The 25,971-nt window shown below is 73.7% G+C and carries 26 protein-coding genes; 11 read left to right on the top strand and 15 right to left on the bottom strand.

Annotation, left to right across the window (positions count from 1 at the left end):
• Positions 1-73: 73 nt before the first annotated feature.
• The 9 genes from BJ968_RS20770 to BJ968_RS20730 all read right to left on the bottom strand — a co-directional run bounded on the left by BJ968_RS20770 (position 74) and on the right by BJ968_RS20730 (position 9,805).
• Entirely contained in the window at positions 74-1,603 is a 1,530-nt protein-coding gene (locus tag BJ968_RS20770; protein ID WP_179755066.1) for a glycosyltransferase, read from the bottom strand.
• A gap of 12 nt (positions 1,604-1,615) precedes the next feature.
• Positions 1,616-3,148 (bottom strand): glycosyltransferase family 2 protein, encoded by a 1,533-nt coding sequence (locus BJ968_RS25980; protein ID WP_179755064.1) that lies wholly within the window; start codon positions 3,146-3,148, stop codon positions 1,616-1,618.
• A 37-nt stretch (positions 3,149-3,185) separates the two neighbouring features.
• Entirely contained in the window at positions 3,186-3,560 is a 375-nt protein-coding gene (locus BJ968_RS20760; RefSeq protein ID WP_179755062.1) for a hypothetical protein, read from the bottom strand.
• Positions 3,557-3,976: a flagellar export chaperone FliS gene (gene fliS, locus BJ968_RS20755; RefSeq protein ID WP_246314176.1), complete on the bottom strand. Its 420-nt coding sequence runs from the start codon at positions 3,974-3,976 to the stop codon at positions 3,557-3,559. Before fliS ends, BJ968_RS20760 begins: the two co-directional genes overlap by 4 nt.
• Positions 3,977-4,134: 158 nt before the next feature.
• Positions 4,135-5,577, bottom strand: a complete 1,443-nt coding sequence (gene fliD / locus BJ968_RS20750) for a flagellar filament capping protein FliD (protein WP_179755060.1) — start codon at positions 5,575-5,577, stop codon at positions 4,135-4,137.
• Positions 5,578-5,698: 121 nt separating this feature from the next.
• A complete protein-coding gene (locus BJ968_RS20745; protein WP_179755059.1) occupies positions 5,699-6,526 on the bottom strand; it encodes a flagellin N-terminal helical domain-containing protein in 828 nt (275 codons plus the stop codon).
• A gap of 218 nt (positions 6,527-6,744) precedes the next feature.
• Entirely contained in the window at positions 6,745-7,584 is an 840-nt protein-coding gene (locus BJ968_RS20740; protein WP_179755057.1) for a flagellin N-terminal helical domain-containing protein, read from the bottom strand.
• A gap of 151 nt (positions 7,585-7,735) precedes the next feature.
• Complete coding sequence (locus BJ968_RS20735; protein WP_179755056.1) at positions 7,736-8,569, bottom strand: flagellin N-terminal helical domain-containing protein; 834 nt, start codon at positions 8,567-8,569, stop codon at positions 7,736-7,738.
• A gap of 330 nt (positions 8,570-8,899) precedes the next feature.
• Positions 8,900-9,805 (bottom strand): sigma-70 family RNA polymerase sigma factor, encoded by a 906-nt coding sequence (locus tag BJ968_RS20730; RefSeq protein WP_343078189.1) that lies wholly within the window; start codon positions 9,803-9,805, stop codon positions 8,900-8,902.
• A gap of 255 nt (positions 9,806-10,060) precedes the next feature.
• On the opposite strand from BJ968_RS20730, the gene BJ968_RS20725 reads away from it, so the two are divergent.
• From BJ968_RS20725 to BJ968_RS20685, 9 genes are all read left to right on the top strand, one after another.
• The gene (locus tag BJ968_RS20725; protein ID WP_179755054.1) at positions 10,061-10,408 is read left to right on the top strand and encodes a hypothetical protein; all 348 of its coding nucleotides are present in this window, start codon (positions 10,061-10,063) and stop codon (positions 10,406-10,408) included.
• 91 nt (positions 10,409-10,499) lie between these two features.
• Positions 10,500-10,991: a flagellar export chaperone FlgN gene (gene flgN / locus BJ968_RS20720; RefSeq protein ID WP_179755052.1), complete on the top strand. Its 492-nt coding sequence runs from the start codon at positions 10,500-10,502 to the stop codon at positions 10,989-10,991.
• Between the two features lie 13 nt (positions 10,992-11,004).
• Positions 11,005-12,399: a flagellar hook-associated protein FlgK gene (gene flgK, locus BJ968_RS20715; RefSeq protein ID WP_179755050.1), complete on the top strand. Its 1,395-nt coding sequence runs from the start codon at positions 11,005-11,007 to the stop codon at positions 12,397-12,399.
• A gap of 32 nt (positions 12,400-12,431) precedes the next feature.
• A complete protein-coding gene (gene flgL, locus BJ968_RS20710; protein ID WP_179755048.1) occupies positions 12,432-13,319 on the top strand; it encodes a flagellar hook-associated protein FlgL in 888 nt (295 codons plus the stop codon).
• A gap of 46 nt (positions 13,320-13,365) precedes the next feature.
• A complete protein-coding gene (locus BJ968_RS20705; protein ID WP_179755046.1) occupies positions 13,366-13,767 on the top strand; it encodes a flagellar assembly protein FliW in 402 nt (133 codons plus the stop codon).
• Positions 13,768-13,998: 231 nt separating this feature from the next.
• Positions 13,999-14,406, top strand: coding sequence for a flagellar assembly protein FliW (gene fliW / locus BJ968_RS20700; protein WP_179755044.1), 408 nt, complete (start codon positions 13,999-14,001; stop codon positions 14,404-14,406).
• 67 nt (positions 14,407-14,473) lie between these two features.
• Complete coding sequence (locus BJ968_RS20695) at positions 14,474-14,980, top strand: YbhB/YbcL family Raf kinase inhibitor-like protein (RefSeq protein ID WP_179755042.1); 507 nt, start codon at positions 14,474-14,476, stop codon at positions 14,978-14,980.
• Positions 14,977-15,540, top strand: coding sequence for a YbaK/EbsC family protein (locus BJ968_RS20690; RefSeq protein ID WP_425491540.1), 564 nt, complete (start codon positions 14,977-14,979; stop codon positions 15,538-15,540). Before BJ968_RS20695 ends, BJ968_RS20690 begins: the two co-directional genes overlap by 4 nt.
• Positions 15,537-15,899 (top strand): SRPBCC family protein, encoded by a 363-nt coding sequence (locus BJ968_RS20685; protein ID WP_179755040.1) that lies wholly within the window; start codon positions 15,537-15,539, stop codon positions 15,897-15,899. The genes BJ968_RS20690 and BJ968_RS20685 overlap by 4 nt, the downstream gene beginning before the upstream one ends.
• Here the strand turns inward: BJ968_RS20685 and BJ968_RS20680 are convergent.
• The 4 genes from BJ968_RS20680 to BJ968_RS20665 are packed head-to-tail and all read right to left on the bottom strand — an operon-like array spanning position 15,858 to position 19,427.
• Entirely contained in the window at positions 15,858-16,817 is a 960-nt protein-coding gene (locus BJ968_RS20680; RefSeq protein WP_179755038.1) for an NAD(P)H-dependent glycerol-3-phosphate dehydrogenase, read from the bottom strand. The two genes, BJ968_RS20685 and BJ968_RS20680, sit on opposite strands and share 42 nt — an antisense overlap.
• Positions 16,818-16,827: 10 nt before the next feature.
• Entirely contained in the window at positions 16,828-17,646 is an 819-nt protein-coding gene (locus tag BJ968_RS20675) for a TrmH family RNA methyltransferase (protein ID WP_179755036.1), read from the bottom strand.
• 9 nt (positions 17,647-17,655) lie between these two features.
• The gene (locus tag BJ968_RS20670; protein ID WP_179755034.1) at positions 17,656-17,832 is read right to left on the bottom strand and encodes a hypothetical protein; all 177 of its coding nucleotides are present in this window, start codon (positions 17,830-17,832) and stop codon (positions 17,656-17,658) included.
• Positions 17,829-19,427, bottom strand: coding sequence for a putative bifunctional diguanylate cyclase/phosphodiesterase (locus BJ968_RS20665; RefSeq protein ID WP_179755032.1), 1,599 nt, complete (start codon positions 19,425-19,427; stop codon positions 17,829-17,831). The genes BJ968_RS20670 and BJ968_RS20665 overlap by 4 nt, the downstream gene beginning before the upstream one ends.
• A 259-nt stretch (positions 19,428-19,686) precedes the next feature.
• Between BJ968_RS20665 and BJ968_RS20660 the strand changes: the two genes are divergently transcribed.
• Together BJ968_RS20660 and BJ968_RS20655 are read left to right on the top strand one after the other, a co-directional pair.
• Positions 19,687-22,110: a fibronectin type III domain-containing protein gene (locus BJ968_RS20660; protein ID WP_179755030.1), complete on the top strand. Its 2,424-nt coding sequence runs from the start codon at positions 19,687-19,689 to the stop codon at positions 22,108-22,110.
• Positions 22,107-23,540: a diguanylate cyclase gene (locus BJ968_RS20655; RefSeq protein WP_179755028.1), complete on the top strand. Its 1,434-nt coding sequence runs from the start codon at positions 22,107-22,109 to the stop codon at positions 23,538-23,540. Before BJ968_RS20660 ends, BJ968_RS20655 begins: the two co-directional genes overlap by 4 nt.
• A 42-nt stretch (positions 23,541-23,582) precedes the next feature.
• Here the strand turns inward: BJ968_RS20655 and BJ968_RS23825 are convergent, their stop codons facing one another.
• Together BJ968_RS23825 and BJ968_RS20650 are read right to left on the bottom strand one after the other, a co-directional pair.
• Complete coding sequence (locus BJ968_RS23825; RefSeq protein WP_218885206.1) at positions 23,583-24,257, bottom strand: response regulator transcription factor; 675 nt, start codon at positions 24,255-24,257, stop codon at positions 23,583-23,585.
• Complete coding sequence (locus BJ968_RS20650) at positions 24,257-25,876, bottom strand: ATP-binding protein (RefSeq protein ID WP_218885205.1); 1,620 nt, start codon at positions 25,874-25,876, stop codon at positions 24,257-24,259. Before BJ968_RS20650 ends, BJ968_RS23825 begins: the two co-directional genes overlap by 1 nt.
• Positions 25,877-25,971 lie beyond the last annotated feature (95 nt).

The raw sequence follows: 25,971 nt of genomic DNA, 5'->3' as shown, positions 1-25,971 counted from the left end.
TTCCGGCGACGAGGAAGGGGGAGCGGTCCGCGGGCCGGGCTGGAACCTCATGGGTATCACTCTATGTCACACGTCACACACGTTCAGTCGAAGCGGGTAGGAGAGCTGCGGTGAACCGCGGTGCCACTCGGCGGAGCCGGGGCAGCAGCCGGGCCGCGGTCTCCTCGTCGATGGCCGCCAGCAGCGGCTCGAGGTGCCGCAGCGCCGCGTGCTCCCCGATCTCCACGAGCACCGCGCCGCTGAGCACGCGCGTGACGAGGTCGCGCTCCCCACCCGTGAGGACGCGCCGCAGCGGGCAGTGCCCGGCCAGGCCGGCCTCCCGCAACCGCAGCGACCAGGTGAGCGCCTCGTCGAAGGGCAACGTGGCCCACTGGCCAGCCGCCGCAGCCAGCACCGCGGGACGGCAGCGATCAGCCGCCCACAGCCCCTCGAAGAACGCGCAGGTGACCTCCGCTCCGTGCGGGGCGAGCTCACCGATCCACGGCACGAGCAGGGCTTCGGGCACGGCACGCGCCAGCCGGCCCGGGCCGCCGGGCGCGCGACCGGCCAGTAGGACCGCCCGGACCGGGGACACCACGAAGGTGCTGGCCGCCACGTGCTCGACCAGCAGGTCGACCGCCTCGTCGAAGCGGGCGAGCCGGGTGAGGGCGTCGATCAGGGTGTCGGCGAAGGTGAGACCCGCGGCGATGGCGCTGTCCACCCGCACGGTCCGCGCCTGCCTCGCCAGCAGCGCCACTGCGCTGGCAGCGTCCCCGGTGCTCAGCGCGAGCCGGGCGGCGAGGCCGTCGCGCACGGCGTCGGTCTCGCCCCACTCCCGCAGTCGGCCGAGCCAGGGCGCGGCGAGGCTCGGCTCCCCCACGGCCACGGCGACGTCGACGGCGACGTGCGCGGCCCGCAGACCCAGGTGCCCGGACAGCGATCCGGGGTCGGCCTCCGCCAGAGCCACCGCAGCCCGCGACGGCTGCCCCGCCGCCCACGCCGCGCGGGTGACCTCGACCAGGTGCGGACCGGTGTCCTCCCCGTCGCGGCGCGCGCGGGCCAGGGCCTGCTCGGCCACCCGCAGGTTGCGGTCGTCCTTCCCCTGCGCGCGGCGGCGCGCGGGATCCAGACCGCTGTGCTCCAGCAGGAGCTCGGTCGTCCCCGCTCCACGGACGGGAGCGCCGATCGCCACGATCTGCTCGTGGATCGCACCCTCCCAGCGGCACGTGGCCGGCCGCAGGAGACGGGGGACGAAGCACTCCACGGACCGGCCGGTGCCGGCGATGACCTCCGACACCTGCGCGACGTGGAGCCAGTCCACCGTGCTCGCGCGCAACGCGTCGCGGAAGGCCCCTGCGTCACCGCGGACCAGCTCGTCGGCGTCGACGGCGAAGACCCACCGACCCCGGCAGTGCTCCAGCGCCCGGTTGCGCGCCGCCCCGAAGTCGTCGTCCCAGAGACCCTCCACCACCACCGCACCGAACTCCCGCGCGATCTCACGCGTGCGGTCCGAGCTCCCGGTGTCGTAGACCACGATCTCGTCCACGAAGGGGCCCAGCGCCTGCAGCGAAGCCGCCAGCACGTCCTCCTCGTCCTTGACGATGTAGCAACCGCTGACCAGCACGGCGACCCCGGATCAGGCCGGGACGAGGGCGGCGGCGAAGGCGGGTGCGACGGCCCGCAGCTCGGCCAGCAGTGCCGGGACCTCACTCTCGTCGAGCTGCTCCAGGAGCGGCTCCAGGACAGCCAGGACCTCGCCCTCGCCGATCTCGACGAGGACAGCGCCGCTGAGCACGCGCGTGCGGGCGTCCCGTTCCGGGGATGCGACGATGCGCCGCAGCGGGCACTCGTCGGGGAAGCCGGCTTCCCTCAGGCGCAACGACCACACGAGGGCGCGCTCGAAGGGGAGCTGGAGCCACCGGCGGCTGGCGCTGGCCAGGACAGCTGCCGTGGACCCACCGCGGACCCAGAGCGCTTCGAGGAGCTCGTCCACGAGGCGCGGGTCGCTGACCTCCAGCTGCCCCAGGCAGGGCACGACGAGCTCGGCCGGGAGAGCCTCGGCGAACCGGCGCACCCCGCCGTCGAGCTGGGACAGCACGAGCAGGGAACCCGCGTAGCTGGTGCTCAGGCGCCCCCCGGCCACGTGCCGCAAGAGCAGGCTGACCGCCTCCTCCAGACGTTCCTGCTTGAGGAGGGCGTTGACGTGCACTTCGGCGAACGTCAGTCCCCGGAACACGACCCCGTCGACCTGGGGAAGGTGCTCCTGGTCCTGCAGCAGCTCCACGGCCCGAGCCGCGTCACCGGCGGCCAGGGCGATCCGGGCCTCCAGGCCCGCCAGCACCGGCTGGGTCTCGCCCCAACCGGCAGCGGCGGTCAGCCACTCGCGAGCCGCCTCCAGGTCCCCGGTCCCCGTGGCGGCCGCGATGGCGTTGTGCGCAGCCACCACGCCCTGAGCGGAGGTCAGGACCCGGCGGTCGACCTCGGCGAAGGCCGCGGCGGCCTCCTCCAGGGCCCCGGCCATGAGCGCTGACCGACCCAGGTCGATGAGGTGGGTGTCGAGGCGGGGAGACCCGTGCGGGCGGGACTCCTCGACGCTGCGCCGGGCCAGCCGCAGGTTGCGCTCGCCCTTGCCCCGCTGGTGCTGGCGGACGGTGGTGTACCCGCTGTGCTGAAGCCCGACACCGGTGGTGGGCTGGGCAGCGGGAGCGCCCTGGGTCGTCATCAGCTGTTCGTGCAGCGCACCCTCCCAGTGGCACAGCCGCCGCAGGAAGACCCGGACCAGGGGGAAGCTGAGCGTCCCCGTCACGCCGTCCCACGTGTCGGAGGTCAGCGGCACGCTGAGGGCCGTGGCGTCCGAGCGCTGGAGGCAGCGCCGGAAGGCGCGGGGGTCACCCGTGGCGACCTCGTCGGCGTCGACGGCGAAGACCCACCGACCCCGGCAGTGCTCCAGCGCCCGGTTGCGCGCCGCCCCGAAGTCGTCGTCCCAGAAACCCTCCACCACCACCGCACCGAACTCCCGCGCGATCTCACGCGTGCGGTCCGAGCTCCCGGTGTCGTAGACCACGACCTCGTCCACGAAGGGGCCCAGCGCCTGCAGCGAGGCCGCCAGCACGTCCTCCTCGTCCTTGACGATGTAGCAACCGCTGACCAGCACCTGCTGGTTCGACATGCGCGTCTCCTGGTTCGGTGTTCGGGACGGGCCGTGTTCAGGCCGAGCGGTCGACGAAGACCGGCCGGGCTTCCGCACGGTCCATCTTGCCCAGAACGCGCCGTTGCGCGCGCACCTGGACCATGGCCTCGGCGAGCCGCTCCCCCAGGCTGAGCTGGCGCTGGAGCAGGCGGCGCGCCCGATCGGCGAAGTCCCCGGGCATCGGGCCCAGTGCGGTGTCGGCCACCCAGTCCTGGGCCACGGGGAGGGGGACGTCCTCCAGCTGCTCGACGCTGCCGTCGTGCAGGTGCTCCAAGAGCTCCTCCGCGGCCCGGACGTCCAGTTCCAGGGCGTCGAGGGCCTCGGTCCAGGCCTCCCGCCAGCGGCGGTCCTCCCGCGTCGCCACCTCGACGGCTCCGGGAGTGGCCGTCATGCGCTCGTCGGAGGGGGCGTCGCGCCGAGGACCTCCAGAGCGGCCTGGCGCCAGGCCTCGGCCAGCGGTTCGACGACCTCGGTGCGGGCACTGCGCACGCGCTCGGCGTCGCCCTCGACGTTGGCGGCGACGAACTCCTGGTAGAGCCAGGTGTAGAGGGAGCCCAGCCCCTGCGCCCCCTCCCACGCGTCGGTGTTCAGGCTGGACAGGAGTTCACGGACGATGTCCTGGGCGTGGACGAGGTTGGTGTGCGCGCTCGTCCGGTCCTGCGCTCCCAGGGCTTCCTCGGCCCGCTTGAGGTCCAGCACCAGGCGGTCGTACAGCATGACGAGCAGCGCCGACGGGCTGGCGGTCTCGAGGCTGTTCTCGAAGTAGCGGTTCTTGTTCGGGACGCGACCGAAGGTCATCGCGGGCATGCCATCGTCCTCCGTGAGTGGGGTGTGCTTGCACCGCCCTATCGGCACCGACCGGGCGAACCGTAGGGGTTGCCGGCACGGACGCGCCGCGAACGACGGAGGGCCGGGTGGACGCGGACGTCCACCCGGCCCTCGCCGGTACCACGGTCAGGACCGGGTCAGCCGAGGCTGGCCAGCTGGCCGGACAGCCAGGAGCCCTGGGTCTTGAGCTTGCTCAGGGAGGACTCGAGGTTGGCGTAGTACTTCGCGTACGCCTCCCGCTTCTGGGCCAGCCGGGTGTCCCAGTCGGAGATCCGGCCCTGCATGGTCCTGATGGACGTCTCCTGGGAGGAGATCGACGTCTTGAAGGGTGCGACGGCGTCCTTGGCCAGCGTGCTGAGCCGCTCGACGAGCCCGACCGCGTTGCTCTTGGGATCGGCCGACGTGGGCGCCAGCAGCTTCTGCACGCCCGCCGGGTCCTTCGCGAAGGCGGTGAGGAACTTGTCCTTGTCGAAGGTGAGCGTGCCGGTCGACGTCGACTGGATCCCCAGGGTGGCGGGCGACGCACCGTTGCCGAGCGCGCTCGTCACCGTGTTGAGCAGGTCCGTGCGCAGGGTGCGCAGCGCGCCGTCCCCGCGCAGGGGGCCGGCACCGGTGAGCTTGCCGTCCGCCCCCACGGTCCCGGCCTTGGACTGCGTCGTGAGCTCGCTCAGCGCGGTGTTGGCCGCGTCGACGAGGGCCTGCATCGAGGCCGCGACGGCCTTGGGGTCGCTGGCCACGGAGACCGACACCGGCTTGTCGGCGGCGGTCTTGGCGGACACCGTCAGGGTGACTCCGGGCATGATGTCGGAGAACGTGTTGGTCGCCGACGTGACCTTGACCGCCAGGGTCTTGGTCGCATCGTTGGGGTCCGGCACGTTGCCGGGCAGGACGATCTGGGCGTCCTTGGGGCTCGACACGGTGGTGAAGTCAGACGAGAAGGGCACGGGGGCGCTGTAGGGGTCGCCGACCTTGCGCTCGTTGGGCGAGCCGTTGGACGGTACGAAGCCGAAGTCCCCCTTCTTCTCGCCCGTCGTGGTGGAGGTGATCTGGAGGCGGTACTTGCCGTCGCTGACGCGGACCGCGACGGCGGTGATGCCGAGGTTGGTCGCCTTGTTGATGGCGTCCACCACGTCGGACAGGCTGCCGGTGCTGGGACTGACCGTCCCGACGATCTTGCCGTCACGAACGACGTCCAGGGGGTAGCCGCCGAGCGCGTTCGCGGCGTTGTCCGTGAGGGCCATGCCGGCCTCGTCCTGGCTGATGACGGACCGCCCGGCGGCCAGTTCCTTGACCTGGAAGCTCAGAGCACCGGCAGGGGCCGTTGCCGCGGCAGTGACCGCCACCGAGGTGTCGGAGGTGGTGGCGGTGCTGGGCGACCACCCGGCCGCCTTCTTGAGGTTGTCCGCCGCGGTCTGCAGGGCGGTGAGCTTGGTGTTGATGGACTGGAACGCCGTGACCTTCTGCTGAGCAGCGCTGACGCTGCTCTTCAACCGGGTCTGCGGCGCCGCGTCCACGGAGATGAGCGAGTTGATGATGCTGGTGGTGTCCAGGCCGCTGGAGAGGCCGTCGACGGAGGGCATCGCTCTTCCTCCTTTCCCTTCGGTGAGTAGTTGGAACGCAGACGACGACGGGGGTCACCGGGTCTCCGGTGACCCCCGCGGCGAGGTCCTGCTGGTTTCAGCCGGCCTCGAAGGAACGGTCTCAGCCGCGCAGGAGCGAGAGGACGTTCTGCGAGGCGGAGTTGGCCTGGGCCAGCATGCTCGTCCCGGCCTGGGACAGGATCTGGCTGCGGGTGAACTTCGTCATCTCCTGCGCCATGTCGGTGTCGCGGATCGCCGACTGCGACGCCGACAGGTTCTCGATCGACACGTTCAGGTTGTTGATGATGTGCTGGAACCGGTTCTGCGCCGCACCCAGGTCCGCACGCTTCGCGGCGATGTTCGTGATCGCGGTGTTGATGGTGCCGATCGCGGTGGACGCGTTGGCCATGCTCGTCAGGTCGCCACCGTTGACGTTCGTCCCGGCGACATCGGCGGAAGTCAGCGCGATGGCGGCGACGACGAGGGTCTCACCACCGTTGGCTCCCACCTGGAAGGTGGAACCCGCGGTGCCGTTGAACAGGGCCGTCGTGCCGAACTTCGTCTGCGACCCGATGTCGTTGATCTGCTGGGCCAGCGCCTTGAACTCCTTGTTCGCGGCGGTGCGGGCGGTGTCGTCGGTGGTGACGTTGGAGGCCTGCACGGCCAGGTCGCGCATGCGGGTCAGCATGTCACCCACGGTCGACAGCGCGCCGTCGGCGATCTGCACGTAGTTGACACCGTCCTGCGCGTTGCGCGCCGCGGTGCTCAGGCCACCGATCTGCGCACGCAGACCCTCGGAGACCACCAGGCCGGCCGCGTCGTCGGCGGCGCGGTTGATGCGCAGACCCGAGGACAGCTTCTCCAGGGAGGAGTTCAGCGCCTTGTCGGTCGCCTGCAGGTTGCGGTAGCTGTTCAGCGCCGCGGTGTTGGTGTTGATGCGAAGACCCATGGTGACTTCCTCCGTGATGTGGGGTCTGACGGTGTACCCGTGCGTGGCCATCCGTGGCCGACGTTCTCTTCATCGGCAGTCTCGCGCCCGACTTGAGCTCCGAGTGCGTTGCCGGTTCCGAACGTGTGGTGGACGTGCGGGAACGAGGAAGGGGACCGCCCGATGGACGGTCCCCTTCAAGTCGACGAGCCGGGGTCACCGGCGCGGTGAGAGCTCGATCAGCCGCGCAGGAGCGAGAGGACGTTCTGCGAGGCGGAGTTGGCCTGGGCCAGCATGCTCGTCCCGGCCTGGGACAGGATCTGGCTGCGGGTGAACTTCGTCATCTCCTGCGCCATGTCGGTGTCGCGGATCGCCGACTGCGACGCCGACAGGTTCTCGATCGACACGTTCAGGTTGTTGATGACGTGCTGGAACCGGTTCTGCACCGCACCCAGGTCCGCGCGGGAGGAGGCGACCTTCGTGATCGCGTCGTTGATCTTGCCGATGGCCAGCGACGCACCGGCCATGCTGCTGAGGTCGAGGCCGGCGATGCTGCCGCCCGCGACGCCGTCGTTGCTGCCGCCGTTGAGGGTGATCGCGCTGACGACGATGGTCTCGCCCTGGTTCGCGCCGACCTGGAAGGTCGCCCCGGCCGCACCGTTGTTGAAGAGAGGGGTACCACCGAACTTCGTCTGCGAACCGATCGCGGTGATCTGGTCCTGCAGGGCGGTGAACTCCTTCTGCACCGCGGTGCGGGCGGTGTCGTCGGTGGTGACGTTGGAGGCCTGCACGGCCAGGTCGCGCATGCGGGTCAGCATGTCACCCACGGTCGACAGCGCGCCGTCGGCGATCTGCACGTAGTTGACACCGTCCTGCGCGTTGCGCGCCGCGGTCGACAGACCACCGATCTGCGCACGCAGACCCTCGGAGACCACCAGGCCGGCCGCGTCGTCGGCGGCGCGGTTGATGCGCAGACCCGAGGACAGCTTCTCCAGGGAGGAGTTCAGCGCCTTGTCGGTCGCCTGCAAGTTGCGGTAGCTGTTCAGCGCCGCGGTGTTGGTGTTGATGCGAAGACCCATGGTGACTTCCTCCGTGATGTGGGGTGCTCTCGTCGTGAGCCGTCCGTGGCTGGCGACGTCCGTGCCGTGGTGTGCGCTCCACCGGTCCCCGGCGAGCGTCGTGAGGGACCGCGGGACCGCCGGTCAGGACGGTCCCGCGGTGAGGGCTCGATCAGCCGCGCAGGAGCGAGAGGACGTTCTGCGAGGCGGAGTTGGCCTGGGCCAGCATGCTCGTCCCGGCCTGGGACAGGATCTGGCTGCGGGTGAACTTCGTCATCTCCTGCGCCATGTCGGTGTCGCGGATCGCCGACTGCGACGCCGACAGGTTCTCGATCGACACGTTCAGGTTGTTGATGACGTGCTGGAACCGGTTCTGCACCGCACCCAGGTCCGCGCGGGAGGAGGCGACCTTCGTGATCGCGTCGTTGATCTCCCCGATCGCGGCAGAGGCCAGCGCCATGGTGGTCAGGCTGCTGGAGCTCAGGGTGCCGCCGGCGATGCCGCCCGCGGTGTTGCTCAGGGTGATCGAGCTGATGACGATGGTCTCGCCCTGGTTCGCGCCGACCTGGAAGGTCGCCCCGGCCGCACCGTTGAAGATCCCCGTGCCGCCGAACTTCGTCTGCGAGCCGATGTTGTCGATCTGGGTGCGCAGCGCCTCGAACTCCTTGTTCGCGGCGGTGCGGGCGTCGGTGTCGGCGGTGACGTTGGAGGCCTGCACGGCCAGGTCGCGCATGCGGGTCAGCATGTCACCCACGGTCGACAGCGCGCCGTCGGCGATCTGCACGTAGTTGACACCGTCCTGCGCGTTGCGCGCCGCGGTGCTCAGGCCACCGATCTGCGCACGCAGACCCTCGGAGACCACCAGGCCGGCCGCGTCGTCGGCGGCGCGGTTGATGCGCAGACCCGAGGACAGCTTCTCCAGGGAGGAGTTCAGCGCCTTGTCGGTCGCCTGCAGGTTGCGGTAGCTGTTCAGCGCCGCGGTGTTGGTGTTGATGCGAAGACCCATGGTGACTTCCTCCGTGATGTGGGGTCTGACGGTCTACCCGTGCGTGGCCGTCCGTGGCCTGGCACTCCCTTCATCGGCAGCCACCGCCTCGACCTGAACAGGAACCTCAGGGCGAACGGGTGACGCTCCAGCACCGGCACTCGCTGGAGTCCCTCCAGCCACTCGCGTGCCGGCTCTGCACCGACGGGACCGGGACAACCCACACCCCGGTCCTTCTGTAACCAGTCAACCACAGAGAGTGCTCACCTGTCTCGGGAACGCCGAGAGCCCCGCACCGGAACGGTGCGGGGCTCTCGACGGTGACCTGCGGGCGCGGCCGTCCGCGCGGGCTCAGGCGGAGCGGTGCAGCGGCGCGACGACGCCGGCCGAGGCGAAGGCGGACAGCGCCAGCCGCGCCTTGAAGTCGGAGTGGGCGCCGACGGCGGCGAAGTAGGACTCCTTGCGCTTGACCGCCGCGGAGGACGCGCCGCCGCGGGCGGCCACCATCTCCGGGGACAGGTGGGTGTTCATGCCGTCGCGCAGCAGCGTCAGCGCCTCGGCGCGCATCTGGGAGATGCGCGACTCGGAGACCCCGAGCTCCTCGGCGAGCTCGGCCATGGGCCGCTCCTGGACGAAGTAGCCCTCGACGACGTGCCGCAGGCGCTCGGGCAGCACGGCGACGGCCGAGCGCAGGTAGCCCAGCCGCTCGCGGTGCAGCAGCTCCTGCTCGGGGCTGGGGATCTGGGTGGGCAGGTGGTCGTCCAGGGACGCGCCCTCGGCCGTGAAGCCCTGCATCGACAGCACCATCGAGCGCTGCGCCTCGTCGCGGGTCTCGGCCAGCTCCTTCTCCGAGACGCCGAGGGTGGCGGCCAGCTCGGCGGCGGTGGGGGTGCGGCCGAGCTCCGCGGTCAGCTCGTCCTCGGTCCGGTTCAGCTTGCGCTGCCGGCTGCGGACGCCGCGCGAGGCCCAGTCCGCTCCCCGCAGGTCGTCGAGGATGGCGCCGCGGATGCGGGTGTTGGCGTAGCGGTTGAAGGGGACGCCGGTGGTGGGGTCGTAGGCCCGCGACGCCTGGAACAGCGCCATCAGCCCGGCCGAGGTGAGGTCGTCGCGGCTGACGTGCGACGGCAGACGACCGATGAACTCGCTGGTGATGTAGCCGACGAGGGGCAGGTGCTTCTCCACGAGCGCGTGGCGCTCAGCGGCGGAGAGCTCGATCACGGGGAGCTCCCGGGTGGCGGAGGCGGTGTCTGCGGTCACACACCCCTTCTCGGCACGCCGCCCCCGCCGACTTGAGCGCCGAACGGGTGACGGCTGCGCGCCGGCCGCTGCGCCGAACAGGTCGCGCACCGTCACCGGTCGTGGTCGGCACCGCCACCCGGGTGGACCCTCCCCCGGACGGCGCGGGTCCCTTCAGTCGCGGGCCCGGACCGGCCGATGGTGGGCGGGTGCGCCCACGCCGCGAAACCACGTGGCGGGTGTGGCGCTTGAGGTTCGTGTTTCTGGAGGGAAGACGTGAAGCCGCTGTGGGAGGTCGTCCGCGACCTGGAGTTCGCGTACAAGAAGGGGCGGCTCACCCCGTCCTTCCTGGACGACTACGCCGTCAAGCACGGTGAGCGCATCAGCGCCCTCTACGCGCTGTGCGCCAAGAACTACCTCGACGTCGAGCACGAGATCGGCCGCAACGACCACCTCGCCCGCGAGCGGGAGATGAGCGTGGACCAGAACGCCGTCAACCGCGCCATGGAGGAGGAGGCGCGCGTGCTGAACCAGGAGATGCGCAACGCCCGCGAGGACGGCCGGCCGTACTACCTGCGCAAGCCGACCAAGAACGCGCAGTTCATCCGCAGGACCGGCTCCTGACCAGCCCGGCGCCTCAGCTCACGCCGGTCGGCGTCGATGGAGGGCTCGAGCACCACTGACGACGGCACGACGGCATCGTGGAAGGACACGCATGGGACTCGCCGAGGTCTCCGGCATCCTCTGGAAGGAGCGGGAGCTGCTGGAGCTGCTCCTGTTCAAGCTCGAGGAGGAGCAGCTCGTGCTGGCCAGCGGCCGCACGCGCTGGTTGGCGCACGCGACCCGGGAGGTCGAGTTCGTCATGGAGCAGATCCGCTCCACGGAGCTCCTGCGGGCCGTCGAGGTCGACGCCATCGCCGCCGACCTCGGGCTGGAGCCCGGGCCGAGCCTGAACGCGATCGCCGAGGCCGCCCCCGAACCGTGGGGGCAGCTGTTCACGTCGCACCGCGACGCCTTCCTGACCCTGACCTCGGAGATCCAGGACCTGGCCGACGCCAACCGGGACCTGCTCAAGGCCGGGTCCCGCGCCCTGCGCGAGACCCTCCTGGGGCTGGACCAGCCCCTGGACACCTACACCGCCCGGGGCAAGAACACGACTGCGTCGACCGGCGGGTCCCGCGCCCACTTCGTCGACGAAGCCCTCTGAAAGGACCTGGACGATGAGCACCTTCTCCGGCATCAACAACGCTTCCCGCGCCCTCGGCGCCGCCCAGCGCGGCATGGAGACGACGGGGCAGAACATCGCCAACGTGAACACCCCGGGCTACTCCCGCCAGCGGGTCGAGCAGTCCGCGAGCGTCCTGAACCAGACGGGCCAGTTCACCCAGAAGCACGTCCCGGGCGACGGCGTCGTGGTCAACGGCCTGACCCGCGTCAACGACGCGCTGGCGACCGCGACCGCCCGCCAGGACTCGGCCAACGCCCAGGAGCAGGCCACCGCGGCGACCGTCCTGTCCGCGGCCGAGGCCGCGATCGGCGACACCGGCACCACGGGCCTGAGCAAGGACCTCGCCGACCTCACCTCGGCGTGGAACTCGCTGGTCAACGCCGGCACCACGGGTCTGGAGGGCGCGAAGTCCCTGGTCGTGACGACCAGCCAGAGCGTCGCCGCGACGATCAGCGGGATGGACCAGCAGCTCCAGGGCCAGTACGCCCAGCTGGGCCTGCAGGCGGAGACCCTGGTCACGCAGGCCAACACCGCGAGCGCCAACATCGCCCGGCTGAACACCTCGATCCGCGAGACGCTGGCCTCCGGCGCCTCGGCGAACGAGCTGCTGGACCAGCGCGACCAGTACCTCAACCAGCTGGCCGACCTGACCGGCGCCCGCACCGTCGCCCGCGAGAACGGCACCGTCGACGTCCTGGTGGGCAACACCTTCGTCGTGAACGGGGACTTCGCCCACGACATGACGGTCGGCTACCGGGCGAGCGACGGCACGACGCCGGGCAACCCGCAGCTGCGCAGGGGCGACCAGCTCGTCGTCACCGTCGGCAACCAGACCACGGCGCCGGTCTCGGGCTCGCTGAAGGCCACGATCGACGGGGCCAACACCACGCTGGCCAAGCAGTGGGACGGGCTGAACACGTTCACCCAGAAGTTCGCCGCCGACGTCAACGCCAAGTACGACTCCACGGGGACGCGGAAGTTCTTCACCCCCGCCGGCGGGGACACCACGATCACCGCCCACAGCCTGCAGGTGGAGGCGAGCCTCGTGGCCTCCCCCACCGCGCTGGTCGACAGCCCGGCCGGCCTGTCCGACCGCAGCGTCGCCAAGGACGTCCTGGCGACCTTCGGCGGCAGCGCGGGCACCAAGGCGACCTGGCAGGCGAACGTGACCAAGCTGGCGGCCTCGACCCAGTCGGCGAACAACCGCGCCGAGCTGGCCTCGCAGGTGTCGCTGAAGTCCAGCGCCGTCCGCGACGGCGTCTCGGGCGTCAACCTGGACGAGGAGATGACCAACCTCGTCGCCTACCAGCACGCGTACTCCGCGGCGGCCAAGGTCCTCACCACCATGGACCAGGCGCTCGACGCGCTGCTGAACATGGTCCGCTGACCCCCACCACCCCCTGAGAGGAGCTCCCGACGATGATCGGCCGAGTGACCCAGCGCAGCATCGCGCTCAACTCCCTGACCAACCTGCAGAACGCGCAGTCGCGCACCGCGAAGCTGCAGGAGCAGCTGTCCAGCGGCAAGTCCCTGTCCAAGGGCTCCGACGACTCGGTGCGGGCCGCGGCCGCGCTGCGCCTGAACGACCAGATCGCCGGCAACGACGCCAACACCCGCAACATCGCCGACGCGCGGGCGTGGAACACGACGCAGGAGGAGGCGCTCACGAGCGTCGCCGACCGGCTCAGCTACGTGCGCGACCTCGCGGTGCGCGCCGGCAACGCGACCCTGGACGACAAGGGCCGCGCGGCGATCGTCGCGGAGATCAACGAGGCGAAGGCGTCCATCCTGGGCTCGGCCAACGCCCAGTACCAGGGGCGCGCCGTCTTCGCCGGGACGAGGGACACCACCCAGGCCTACGACCCGGTGACGTACGCGTCCGCCGACAACGGCGCCGCGGTGACCCGGACGATCTCCCCCGGCGTGGACATGACCGTCAACGTCAACGGCGGCGCGGTCTTCGGCACCGCCCCGAACTCGCTGTTCGACGAGCTGACCGACCTGGCCGCGGCCGTCACGGCGAACAACGGCACGGCGATCGGCGCCAGCCTGGTGGGGCTGGACTCGCGGATCAGCAAGAACGCCACCGCGCTGGCGACGATCGGCGCGCGCGACAACCAGCTCGACCACGCCGAGGAGGTCAACGCCAACCAGCTGCAGTACCTGCGGACGCAGCTGGACGACGTCGAGGGCGTCGACATGGCCAAGACCTACGTCGAGTTCAACATGCAGAACGTCGCCTACCAGGCGGCCCTGCAGGCGACGGCCAAGACGATCCAGCCGACGCTGCTGGACTTCCTGCGCTGACGGCCGCCGTCAGCCGCCCCGACCCGGAGCTCCTGGAGTGACCCCCATGACCGACCTGTCCGTGACCACCCGCGCGATCGAGTTCGTCGCCCCCCTCATGGGCTTCGCCGAGCAGACGACGTTCCACCTCCTCCCGCTGGACGAGGAGGGGACGCTGTCGTCGCTGCGGGCGGCCGACGGCAGCGGGGTGCGGCTGGTGGTGGTGGCCCCGGGCCGCTTCTTCCCCGACTACGCCCCGCGGGTCGACGACGAGGTCGTCCACGCCCTGGACCTGCAGGACGCCTCCGAGGCCGTGGTGCTCAACGTCGTGAACATCGGGGACGACCCGGCCACGGCGACGGTGAACCTGCTGGCCCCGATCGTGGTGAACCAGCGCACGCTGCGGGCGGCCCAGGTCGTCCTGGCGGGCACCGAGCTGCCGCTGCGGGCGCCGCTGCTGGTGGCCTGAGCAGCTTCGCCCCCGCCCCACCGGCACCTCCCCCCGGACGCCCCGTCGCCGCGCGCGACGGGGCGTCCGGCGTTTCCCGCGTTCCGGTCAACACCGCGACGCTGAGCCACTTTTCGGCTACTGTCTGTATCAGTCGAGCGACCGCCGGGCCAACGTGCCGAGCCCGGTGGTGGGAAGCCCGATGCCCGGGCACAGGAAGCCCGGGGAACTGCAGACGAAGGGATCGACGACGTGAGCATCGCCTCCGAAACCACCCCGAAGATCGAGTTCGTCACTCCGCTCATGGGCTTCGACGAGCACACCCGCTTCGAGCTCGAGCCCCTCGACGAGGACGGACTCTTCCTCACCATGCGGTCGACGTCCGACCCGGACCTGCGCCTGGTCCTGGCCGACCCGCAGCCGTTCTACCCCGACTACGACGCCGTGATCGACCCCGACACGGCCAAGGCCCTCCAGATCGAGAAGGAGGAGGACGGGGCCGTCCTGGCCATCGTCAACCTCGCCGAGGGCATGGAGAAGGCGACCATGAACCTCTTCGCCCCCATCGTGGTCAACCCCAAGGCCCACCGCGCCGTCCAGGCCATGCTCTACGGCGAGGACCACCCGCTGGACGCCCCGCTGCCGCCCAAGGGGAACTAGTCACCTTCACCCGGGTGCCGGCTCGGCCCGCCGGGCCGGTCCGGCACCCGTTCGTTAGGTTCGTCCCGTGAACCTCGAACGCCCCGTGGCCCCCGACCCCTACTCCCTGCTGCCGGCGGTCCCCGCCTTCGCCCTGCACTCCTCCGACGTCACCTCGGGTGAGCAGATGGACGAGCGGCACGCCGGCGGGAACGTCTCCCCCCAGCTGAGCTGGGACGGCTTCCCCGAGGGCACCAGGAGCTTCCTGGTCAACTGCTTCGACCCCGACGCACCGACGCCCGCGGGGTTCTGGCACTGGACCCTCGTCGACGTCCCGGTCTCGGTGACGAGCCTGGAGCGGGGCGCGGCGGCGCCGCAGGGCGCGCTGGCGCTGGACAACGACATGGGCTCGCCCGACTTCACGGGCGCGGCCCCGCCGCCCGGGGACCGCCCGCACCGGTACGTCTTCGCCGTCCACGCCCTCGACGTGGAGTCCCTCGGCCTGCCCGCGGGGGCGACGCCGACGGTCGCGGCCTTCATGTCGCTGGGTCACGTCCTCGCCCGGGCCACCCTGAGCCCCGTCTACTCCCGGTGACGGACGCCCACCCCGTCGTCCCGCCCGCGGCCCAGCGCGCCGCGGGCACGCTGGACCTGTCCCCCGCCGCCGCTCACCCCGAACTGCTGCCGGAGGTCGTGCGGGCCGCGCTGCCCGACGGCGCGTGGGTCACCGCCATCGACCCCGGTGTGGCCGACACCGCCGCCCTCGTCGAGGCGGCCGGCGTGCCGCTGGACGCCTCGGCGAACTGCGTCGTCGTGGCCGGCAAGCGCGAGGGCGCCGAACGGGTCGCGGCCTGCGTGGTCCTGGCCGGCACCCGCGCCGACGTCAACGGGGCGGTGAAGAAGCTGCTGGAGGTCCGCAAGGCCTCGTTCCTGCCGGTGGAGCGGGCCGTGACCGAGTCCGGCATGGAGTTCGGCGGCATCACCCCCGTCGGGCTGCCGGCGCACTGGCGCGTGCTCGTCGACACCCGGGTCGCGGCCACCGACTGGGTGCTCGTCGGCTCCGGCGTGCGCCGCTCCAAGCTCGTCGTGCGCGGCGCGGACCTCGCGGCGCTGCCGAACGCCGAGGTCGTCGACATCGCGCTGGCCGCCGGGTGATCCACGCCCGCGGGACCCGGCCGGCGGGGCAGGCGTGGGAGGACTACGCCCGCCCCGCCCGCTGGCCGTCCTGGTCCCCGCAGGTCCGGCGCGTGCGGGCCTCGGCGGAGCGGATCGCCCCCGGCGTCACCGGGACGGTGAACTTCGTCCCCTTCACGGTGACCGCCGTCGACGAGGCGGCCATGACCTGGTCGTGGCGCGTCGCCGGGATCGACCTGCAACACGCCGTCCGGGCCACCCCCGGCGGGTGCCTCACGACCTTCGAGGGCCCGCTGCCCTACCTGCCGTTCGCGTGGCCGGCGCTGCGGCGGCTGGTCTCAGGACGCCGACAGGAGCCGGGAGACCGCCTGCACGGGTGAGACGTCCCCCTCCAGCACGGCCACGACGTCGCGCACGAACGGCAGGTCGGCGTCGCGCCGCAGCAGCGCCGGAGCCGTCGCGACCCCCTCGGCGGTGCCGCCGGCCCGCTGGACCGCCGCCGGCAGCGGCAGCCCCTCCCCCAGCGCCACCCCGACCCGGTGGTTGCGCGAGAGCGACGACGTGCTCGTCGCGACGAGGTCCCCAGCCCCGGCCAGCCCGAGGAACGTCGAGGTCGAGGCTCCCAGCCGGCACCCCAGCGCGGCCATCTCGCTCAGGCCCAGCGTCAGGACCGCGGCGCGCGCGTTCGCGCCCAGCCCCGCCCCCTCGACCATCCCGACGGCCAGCGCCACGACGTTCTTGAACGCCCCCGCGACGTCCACCCCGACGACGTCGGTCACCGCGTGCGCGTGGAACACCGGGGTCGTGAAGGCCTCGGCCACCTCCTGCGCCACCGCGAGGTCGGTCCCCGCCACGACGGTCGCCGCGGGCTGCCCGCGGGCGATCTCGGCGGCCAGGTTCGGCCCCGACAGGGCCAGCACGTGCGGGACGTCGAGGACCTCCCGCACGATCTCGGTGCCGAACTCGCCCGTGGCCGCCTCGACGCCCTTGGCGAGGTTCACGACGGGCACCGCGGGGAACTCCCCGGCCCACTGCGAGAGCCGGGACCGCAACTGCTGCAACGGGACCGCCAGGACGACGAAGGAGGCACCGGCCACCACGGCCGCGAACTCCGAACCGGCCGCGATGCGCGGTGAGAGCGGGACGCCCGGCAGGTAGGCCTCGTTGGAACCCGTCGCGCGGACCTGCGCGGCCAGTTCCTCCCGCCGGCACCACAACCCCACGCTGTCGGCGCGGTGGGCCAGGACCCCGGCCACGGCCGTGCCCCACGACCCGGCTCCCAGGACGGCGACGTGCACGTCCGCCACGCTACGCCCGCCTCGTCTCCCACAGCGCGACGGCGCCGGCGGCCGCCACGTTGAGGCTGTCCACCCGCGGGTCCATCGGGATCCGCACGACGACGTCGGCGGCCGCGAGCGCGCGCCGGCTCAGCCCGTCGCCCTCGGTGCCCAGCAGGAACGCGAGCCGTTCGGGCACCTCGAACTCCCCCAGCGCCACGGAGTCGTCCGACAGCGCCAGGGCCGCGACGGTGAACCCCGCGCCCCGCAGCAGGTCCAGGTCGCCGGGCCAGGACCGGGCGCGGGCCCACGGCAGGTGCAGGACGGTGCCCATGGACACCCGCACGGCGCGCCGGTAGAGGGGGTCGGCGCAGCGCGGGGACACGACGACCCCGTCGACGCCGAACGCGGCGACCGAGCGCACGACGGCGCCGACGTTCGTGGCGTCGGCGACGTCCTCCAGCACCACCAGGCGCGCCGGCCCGGGCGGCAGGGCCGCGAGCAGGTCCTCGACGGTGCGGGGGGCCGGGCGCACGAACGAGCCCAGCGCCCCGCGGTGCAGGTCGACGCCGGTCAGCTCCTCCACGGCCGCGGGCGGGGCGACGAACACGGGCACGTCGGCGGGCAGGACGTCGGCGAGCTCGGCGTGGCGGTGCGGGGAGAGGAGGAACGAGCGCGGGACGTACCCGGCCTCCAGGGCCCGGCGGATGACCTCGGCGCTCTCGGCCAGGAACAACCCCTCGGCCGGTTCCCGGCGGGTGCGCAGCTGCACGTCGCGCAGGGAGGTGTAGTCGCGCAGGAAGCTGGCGTGCGCCGGGTCGTGGAGGTCCTGCAGGTCGATCGTCGGCACGGGCGCACGTTATCCCAGGGCGTCGTCCCCGGGTTCGGGGTGGGGAGCGCCCCGGAGGTCGGGGGTCCGTGCGGTCAGCCCCAGGGGCACCGGTTCGAACTCGACGTCGGTCCCGTCCTGCACGCCCGGGAGGTCGACGAGGGTCGGCGGTACCGCGTCGTCCGGCGCAGCGCTCGCGGTGCTCACCGCGTCACGACCGCCCGCTCCACCGCGTCCTGCGCCCGCTCCACCGCGGGCAGGTCGATGACGTCGCGGACGTCGGCGCTGGGGCGACCGAGCAGGAACCCCTGGGCGGAGTCGCAGCCGAGCCGCTTGAGGGCCTCGAGCTGGTCGGAGGACTCCACGCCCTCGGCGACGACCCCCACCCCCATGTTCTTGGCCAGCCCGATGATGCCCGCGACGACGGCCTCGTCCTGCCGGTGCCGGCCCAGGCCGGCCACGAAGTGCCGGTCGACCTTGACGTGGTCGATGGGCATGGTCTGCAGGTGCGCCAGGGAGGAGACGCCGGCGCCGAAGTCGTCGACGGCGACGCGCACGCCCATCATCCGCAGGGCGTGCAGGGTGGAGAACCCGGCGTTGGCGTCGGCCACGAGCAGGTCCTCGCTGACCTCGACGAGCAGCGCGTTCCCGGCCGGCCCGGTGGGCTGGTTGGTGGCGACGGCGTCCAGGAGCTGGGCGTTGGCGAGCTGGCGGCGCGAGACGTTGACGGCGATCGTCAGCCGGCAGTCCTCGATGGTGGCGTACCAGTGCTCCAGCGTCCGCCAGGCCTCGTCGATGACCCACTTGCCGATGTCGACGATGAGGCCGCTGCGCTCGGCCAGCGGCACGAACTCCGCCGGCTGGAGCAGGCCGCGGCGGGGGTGCTGCCAGCGCAGCAGCGCCTCGACGCCCTGCACGTGCCCGTCGCGCAGGTCGACGATCGGCTGGTAGTGCAGGCGCAGCTGGCCCTCGGCGACGGCGAGGGCGAGGTCGTCCTCGGTCTGCAGGGTGTCGACGGCCTGGGCCTGCATGCGCTCGTCGAACAGCTCCGAGCGGGCCTTGCCGCCCTCCTTGGCGCGGTACAGGGCGGCGTCGGCCCGGCGCAGCAGCTTGGAGGCGTCGGCCTCGTCGCGGGCCAGCGCGATGCCCACGCTGGGGGTGATGACGAGCTGGCGGCCCTCGCCGAACTCGATGGGGCGGTCGGCGATCGAGTTCACGACGCGGTCGGCGATGCGGGAGGCGTTCAGCTCGTCGGACAGGTCCTCGCACAGCACGGCGAACTCGTCGCCGCCGAAGCGGGCGACGGTGTCCTCGGGGCGCACGGCGGCGCGCAGCCGGTTGGCGACCTCGACGAGCACGACGTCGCCGACGGCGTGCCCGTGGGTGTCGTTGACGCCCTTGAACCCGTCGAGGTCGAGGTAGAGGACCGCGCACGCCTTGGACCCGCGGCGGGCCAGGGCGTGCTGGAGGCGGTCGGTGAACAGCTGCCGGTTGCCGAGGTCGGTGAGGGGGTCGTGCAGGGCCTGGCGCAGCGCGGCGTCGAGCTCGAGCTGCCGGTGGCGGCCGTCGGCGTCGAGCCGGACGGCGGACTGCAGGGCCAGCAGGAGCAGCAGCGCGGAGGAGACCACCCCGCCCATGAGCGCGGCCACGAGGGACCCCAGGGTGGGGCCGCCGTCGTAGGCCACCTGCCACAGCGCGAAGACGCCGACGGCGACGAGCGGGGAGAAGATCGCCCAGGGCACGACGCGGGTGCGCACGTCGTCGCCTGCTTGGTGCCGGGCCGACCAGGGCCACCGGCTCATCCGCAGCTCCTCCCTCGTTAACTGCTCATGGTCACCGGTTCGTCGCAGTCTGTCTACTTCGACCCGTTCAGGCCACCTGCTTCTTCTACTCAGCGTGCTCACATCACCACGCCTCGCCGGGCTCGTCCTGCTGAGGCACCCACCGATCACCCGATCGGCCCCCTCCCGGCGGAGCCCGTGAGCGGATCGACGGCTGACGGCTTGGCCCACCCGGTGGACCGGCCGTCACGTCCGGTGGCCGAACGCCCGAACACCCACCGTGCCCTCCTCGACACCGACCCGAACGGCCCGCGCCCTGCGCTGGGCCGTCGCGGTCGTCGTCGGCGTCCTCGTGAGCGTCCCCACCCCCGCCCTGGCCGCCGACACCGTCGGCTACACGGCCACCGTCATCGCCGACAACACCGGCCACACCGGCACCCCGCTCGAGATCGGCGCGGCCGTCGACACCGCCGTGGACAGCCACGGCAACACCTACGTCTCGGACGCCGGCCGGAACCGGGTCTTCCGGATCGCCCCCGACGGGACCCGGACGGTCTTCGCCGGCACGGGTGAGTGGGGGAACGCCGCGGCGCAGCCCGCGAGCACCGCCACGGCGGCGGACCTCATGCAGCCCATGGGCATCGACGTCGACGCCCGGGACGACGTGTACATCGCCGTCATGGGCCACGGCCGGGTCGTCCGGGTGACCCCGGGCGGGGTCCTGACCGTCGTCGCGGGCAACGGGACCCTCGGCGCACCCGTCGCCGGCGACGCCCTGTCCTCGCCCCTGTGGCAACCGGTCGAGGTCGCCGTCCACGACGGGACGGTCTTCGTCGCCGACCAGAACGCCGAGCAGGTCCTCGCCGTGAGCGACGGGCGGCTGGACGTCGTGGCGGGGGCCGGCAAGACCGGCGGGACGTCGGACCTGTCGCGCCCGGCCACCGAGGTCGCGCTCGGCGGCGCGGTGGGACTGGCCGTCACCCCCGGCGGGGTGCTGGACATCGTCTCGAAGTCCCACCAGCGCGTCTACGCGCTCCAGGGCGGGCGCCTGTCGGTCGTCGCGGGCAACGGCGACGTGGGGCGGATCGTCGTCGGGCCGGCCACCCGCAGCCCCCTCTACTACCCCGAGCGCATCACCGTCGACGCCGACGGCAACCTCTACCTCGCCGACGCCGGCAACAAGGCCGTCGACGTCATCGACGCCGACGGGACCATCCGTGAGCTCGACCTGCGCGGCCTCAGCCTCGACGAGCCGACCGGGGTGTCGACGTCCGGCTCGGACGTCCTCATCGCCGACCAGCGCAACCACCGCGTCGTGCGGTGGTCCCCGAGCAGCCCCGCCGTCATCGACGACCCGGGGGTGCTGCGGGCCACCTGGGGCGCGCCCTCCTCGTTCGCGCTGTCGGGTCAGCGCACCGGCAGCTGGGCGCTCGTCGGCGCCGTCCCCGACGGGTTGAGCCTCGACGGGGCCACCGGCACGCTCAGCTGGACGCCCGCGCGGGCCGGCACCGGCACCGCCACGGTGCGCACCTGCGCCTACCAGCTCCGCGGCTGCGCGGCCCGGACGCTCTCGCTCCTCGCCGACCCCACCACGCCGGGGGCACCGTCGGACGTCTCCGCGACGGCGGGGGAGCTGAGCGCCACCGTGACCTGGACTCCTCCCGCCCGGGACGGCGGTTCCCCGGTCACCGGCTACGTCGTCGAGGTGCTCGACGGGTCCGGGCGCAGCACCGGGCGCACCGTCCGGGTCGGCGCCGTCGGGACGGCGGTCGTCGACGGCCTCGCCCCCGGCCGGGACCACGCCTTCTCCGTCAGCGCCGTCAACGCCCAGGGTGCGGGGCCCGCGACCACGACGACCGGGACGGTCCGCCCCCGTCCGAGCGCCGCACCCACCACCGCGCCGACCAGCGCACCCACCACCGCACCGACCAGCGCACCCACCACCGCACCGACCACCGCACCGACCACCGCACCGACCACCGCACCGACCACGACACCGGTGGTGCGACCCACCACCGCACCCACCACCGCACCGACCACCGCACCCGCCACCGAGCCGGTGGTGGCACCGACCACCGAGCCGACCACCCCGCCCACCGGGCAGCCCCTCCCGGGGCCGACCTCACGACCCACCACCACCCCCGCGGCGACGGCCGCCGCACCCACCCCGCGCTCGCCGACCGGTCCCGGCGCGCGCACCCCGGTCACCACCGCCCCCGCCCCAGCGGCGACGCCGTCCGACGCCCCCACCCCCCTCCCCGTGCCCGCCGCGGCGAACGCCGGCACGGCACCGCCCACCCCGGGAACCACCCCGGGGACCGCCCCCGGGACCGCTCCCGGCTCCCCCACGAGCGCCCCGGCGGTCGGCGCCCCGCCCGCACCGCCGCCCCCGGGACCCCGCACCACGGGGCCGCGGGAGCGGGACGGCCGCGCGTGGGGCGCCCCGCTGGACGCCCTGCTGCCCGACCTCCCGCAGGCCCTGCGCGACCCGGCGCGCGCGGTGGCCACGGTGGGCGTGGCGATGGTCCGCCACGCCCAGTACCCCGCCGGGGTGCTGCTCGTCGCCGCGGTGTTCCTGGTGCTGCAGCACCGCATCGACCGCGACGACCCCAAGCTCGCGCTCTCCCCGGTCGTCCCCGACGACCGGCTGGCCTTCGACGAGGCGACCCCGGCACGACTCCCCGCGGAAGGGGGCCCGACGTGAGTCCCTCGAGGGACACCAGCTCCCTGGTCCCGCTGGCCGACCGCATCCGCTGGACCGTCGTCCTGCGCCTGCTGCTGGCGGGCACGGCGGCCGTGCTGTGGTGGGCCGCCGACGGCCGCGACCCGGCGAACGGCGCGGCGCTGCTCGCGCTGGCCGCCGGGCACCTGGTGCTGACCAGCCTGCTCGCGCTGCTGGTGCGGGCCGGCCGCCGCGCCGCCCGCGCCGGGCTCGACCTGGGCCTGGTCCTGGACAGCCTGGCCCTGACGGCGGCCCTGCCGACCCTGGGGGCTCCCGGGGTCGCGCTGTTCGCCGTCCACGCGATGGCCGTGACGCTCGTGACGTCGTTCCGGACCGGGGTGAAGGTCGCCGTCGTGCAGAGCGTCCTGGTCCTCCTGCTCCTGCAGGCCGGAGCGACGGGCGTGCTCGACCTGGGGCCGGGCACCGGGACGTCGGGGCGCGACGCGACCGCGGCGGCGGCCGTCATCTGGGCCGCCACGCTGGGCACGGCGACGTTCGCGGCCGTCAACGAGCGGGAGCTGCGCCGGCGGCGGCTGGACGCCGAGGCGCTGCACGGGCTGCTGGGCGACCTCGCGACCGTCGACGACGCCGACCGGGTCGCCGACCTGCTGACGGCCTTCGCCGTCGAGCAGCTGCCGGCGCGCCGGGCCCGGCTGCTGCGCACCGCCGTCGACGACACCAGCCTCGTCACGGCGAGCGCGCAGCAGCGCCCGGTCCTGCTGCGCCGCCCCCACGCCGCCCGGGACCCGTGGCTGGCGGCGCTGTGGCCCGACGCCCGCGGCGTCGCGGTGCTGCCGCTGCCGCCGGGCACCGGCGGCGGGTGGCTGCTCGTCGACTTCGGCCGCGACCGCGGCCTGGAGCGGCGGGTCCTGCGCACCGCCGAGCAGGCCGTCTCGCACGCGGCCCTGGCGCTGTCGCGGGCCGCGGCGGTCGCCGGGCTGCGGCGGGCCGCGACCCTCGACGGCCTGACCGGGGTGGCGAACCGCCGGACCCTGGACGGGGCCCTGGCCGGGCTGGACCGCGCCGGGGCCCCCTGGTCGATCGCGCTGGTCGACCTGGACCACTTCAAGGCGGTCAACGACACCCACGGGCACCAGGCGGGGGACGAGGTGCTGCGGACGGCGGCCGCGGGCCTGGTGGCCGCCGCGCGCGAGGGCGACCTGGTGGCCCGCTACGGCGGGGAGGAGTTCGCGGTGCTGCTGCCGCGCACGGGCCCGGCCGAGGCGCGCGCGGTCGCCGAGCGGCTGCGGGCCGCGGTGGCGGCCGGCACCCGGCCCCGCGTCACCTGCAGCGTCGGCGTGGCCACCGGGGACGCGGACGCGGCGGCGGCGGACGTGCTCGCCGCGGCCGACCGGGCGCTCTACGCCGCCAAGGCCGGCGGCCGGGACCGCTGCGTCCTGGCCGGGGACTGACGCCTCAGCGTCCCCCGGTCAGCGGCCCCGGTCAGCGGCCCCTCAGGGGTTCGGCAGCGGCGCGTACCGCTGCTCGGGCCGGCCGGTGGCGCCGTAGCGCAACCGCAGCGCCAGCCGCCCCTCCCCGTCCAGGGCCGCCAGGTGGCGCTGGGCGGTGGCGCGCGAGACGCCGGTGGCGGCCGCCACCTCGGCCGCCGACAGCGGCCCGGGCGCCTCCGCCAGCGCCCGCAGCACCAGCTCCCGCGTCGCGCTCGTCGCCGCGCTGGCGCCGCGGGCCGCGCCGGACTCGGCGTGCAGCGCCCGCAGCGCCGCGTCCGCCACGTCCTGGTCCAGCGGCTGGCCGTGCTCCTCGGCCGTCGACAGCACCCGCCGGTACCGCGCGTAGGCCCGCAACCGGGTGTGCAGCGCCGCCTCGCCGAAGGGTTTGACCAGGTACCCCAGCGCCCCGGACCGCACGGCCCGGCGGAACGTGGCCGGTTCCCCCGCCGCCGTCAGGACGAACGCGTCGCGGTCGCCCAGCAGGTCCAGCCCGGAACCGTCGGGCAGGTACACGTCGACCAGCAGCAGGTCCACCGGGTTGCCCCGGGCCAGCGCGGCGCGCGCCTGCCCCACCGAGCCGGCCGTGCCCGCCACCTCGAACCCCGCGACGGCCTCGACGTACCCGGCGTGCAGGGACGCGACGCGGAAGTCGTCGTCGACCACCAGGACCCGCAGCATCAGCCCACCTCCACCGCGTGCACGGGCGTCAGGGCGCCGGGCAGCCGGGCGACGAACACCGCCCCCGCACCGGGGGCCGACGGGGCCAGCCACGCGTCGCCGCCGCGGGCCCGCGCGACCTGGCGCACCAGCCCCAGCCCGATGCCCTGCCCGTCGTGCCGGGTCGTCACCCCCGTCTCGAACACGGTGTCGCGCAACTCCTCGGGAACCCCCGGGCCGGAGTCGGCGACGGCCAGCACGAGGTCGGAACCCTCCTGCACCAGGTCCACCTCGACCCACGCCCCGGGCCGACCCGCGGCCGCCGCGAGGGCGTTGTCGACGAGGTTGCCCAGCACCGTCGTGACGTCCACCGGGTCGGCCACGCGCCCGGCCACCGAGACCTCCCCCAGCCCCAGCGCGACCTGCTTCTCGCGGGCGTGGGCGGCCTTGGCCGCGACGAAGGCCTGCAGGTACGGGTCGGCGACGGCGTCCAGCCCGTCGACGCGCGACCCCAGCGGCCCCGTGGCCAGCAACGCCCGCACGTAGTCCGCGGCCTCCTGCGGGCGGCCGGTCTCCAGGAGCCCGGAGACCAGGTGCAGGCGGTTGGCGAACTCGTGCCGCTGCGCCCGCAGGACCTCCCCCACGGCGTGCACGGCGTCCAGCTGGCGGGTCAGCAGCTCCACGTCGGTCCGGTCGGCGACCGTCACGACGTGGCCCAGCAGGTGCCCGTCGCGCTCGACGGCGCGCGCGGCCAGCAGCAGCGCCCGGTCCCCCACCACCGCCAGCGCCGGCACCGCCCGCGGCCGCTCGACGACGTCGCGCACGGGGACCGGCAGGTCGGCCAGCGACGACCCGGCCGGGACGGGCCGCCCGAGCAGGCGGGCCGCCTCCCCGTTGGCCAGCACGACGCGCCCGTCCGGGCCCAGCGAGACCACGCCCTCGGCGATGCCGTGCAGCACGGCGTCGTGCGCCTGCAGGATCCCGCCGAGGTCGTCCGGCTGCAGGCCCAGGGTCAGCCGGCGCAGCCGCCGGGCCAGGACGTGGGCGCCGACCAGGCCCACCACGAGCGCGCCGGCGGCCACGGCCAGGGCCGGCCACAGCGCGTCCCGGGCCCGGTCGGCGACCGCGGCGGCCCCCACGCCGACGCTGACCTCGCCCACGACCCGGGCCGAGGCCGGCGCGTACACGGGCACCTTGGCCCGCGCCGACTCCCCCAGCGTCCCGGTCTCGTCGGTGACGACCTCCTGACCGGCCAGCGCCCGGGAGGGGTCGGTGCTGACGCGGCGGCCCAGCAGCTGCGGGTTCGGGTGGGCCAGCCGCAGCCCGCGGTCGTCGGTCACGACGACGAACAGGGCTCCGGTCCGGGCCCGCACCGCCTCGGCCTCCCGCTGCACCTCCCCGTCGGCCAGCTGCGCCGCGCTCGCCGGCGGGGCGTCGCCGGCGGCGGCCACCGCCGCGCGGACGGTGTCGTCCTCGGCCAGGGTGCGGGCGACGTCGAGGCTGCGGTTGCGCGACTCCACGACGGCCTGCTGGTGCAGCAGGTAGACCGACCCCCCGCACCCGACGGCGAGGACCACGGCGACCAGGAGCAGCAGGACGGCCAGCACCTGCCGGCTGAACGGCCATCGTCGGGGGTCCACGCGGGAACGGTAGTCCTCCCGGCGGCCGTGAGCAGAACGCGCACAACGCACGGATCGGGTCCGCCCGCGCTCAGTGCGCGCAACCCCTCACCGGC

This window comes from Kineococcus aurantiacus (assembly GCF_013409345.1).
GTDB classification, from domain to species: Bacteria; Actinomycetota; Actinomycetes; order Actinomycetales; family Kineococcaceae; genus Kineococcus; species Kineococcus aurantiacus.
This window is presented reverse-complemented; position numbering and strand designations above follow the sequence as displayed.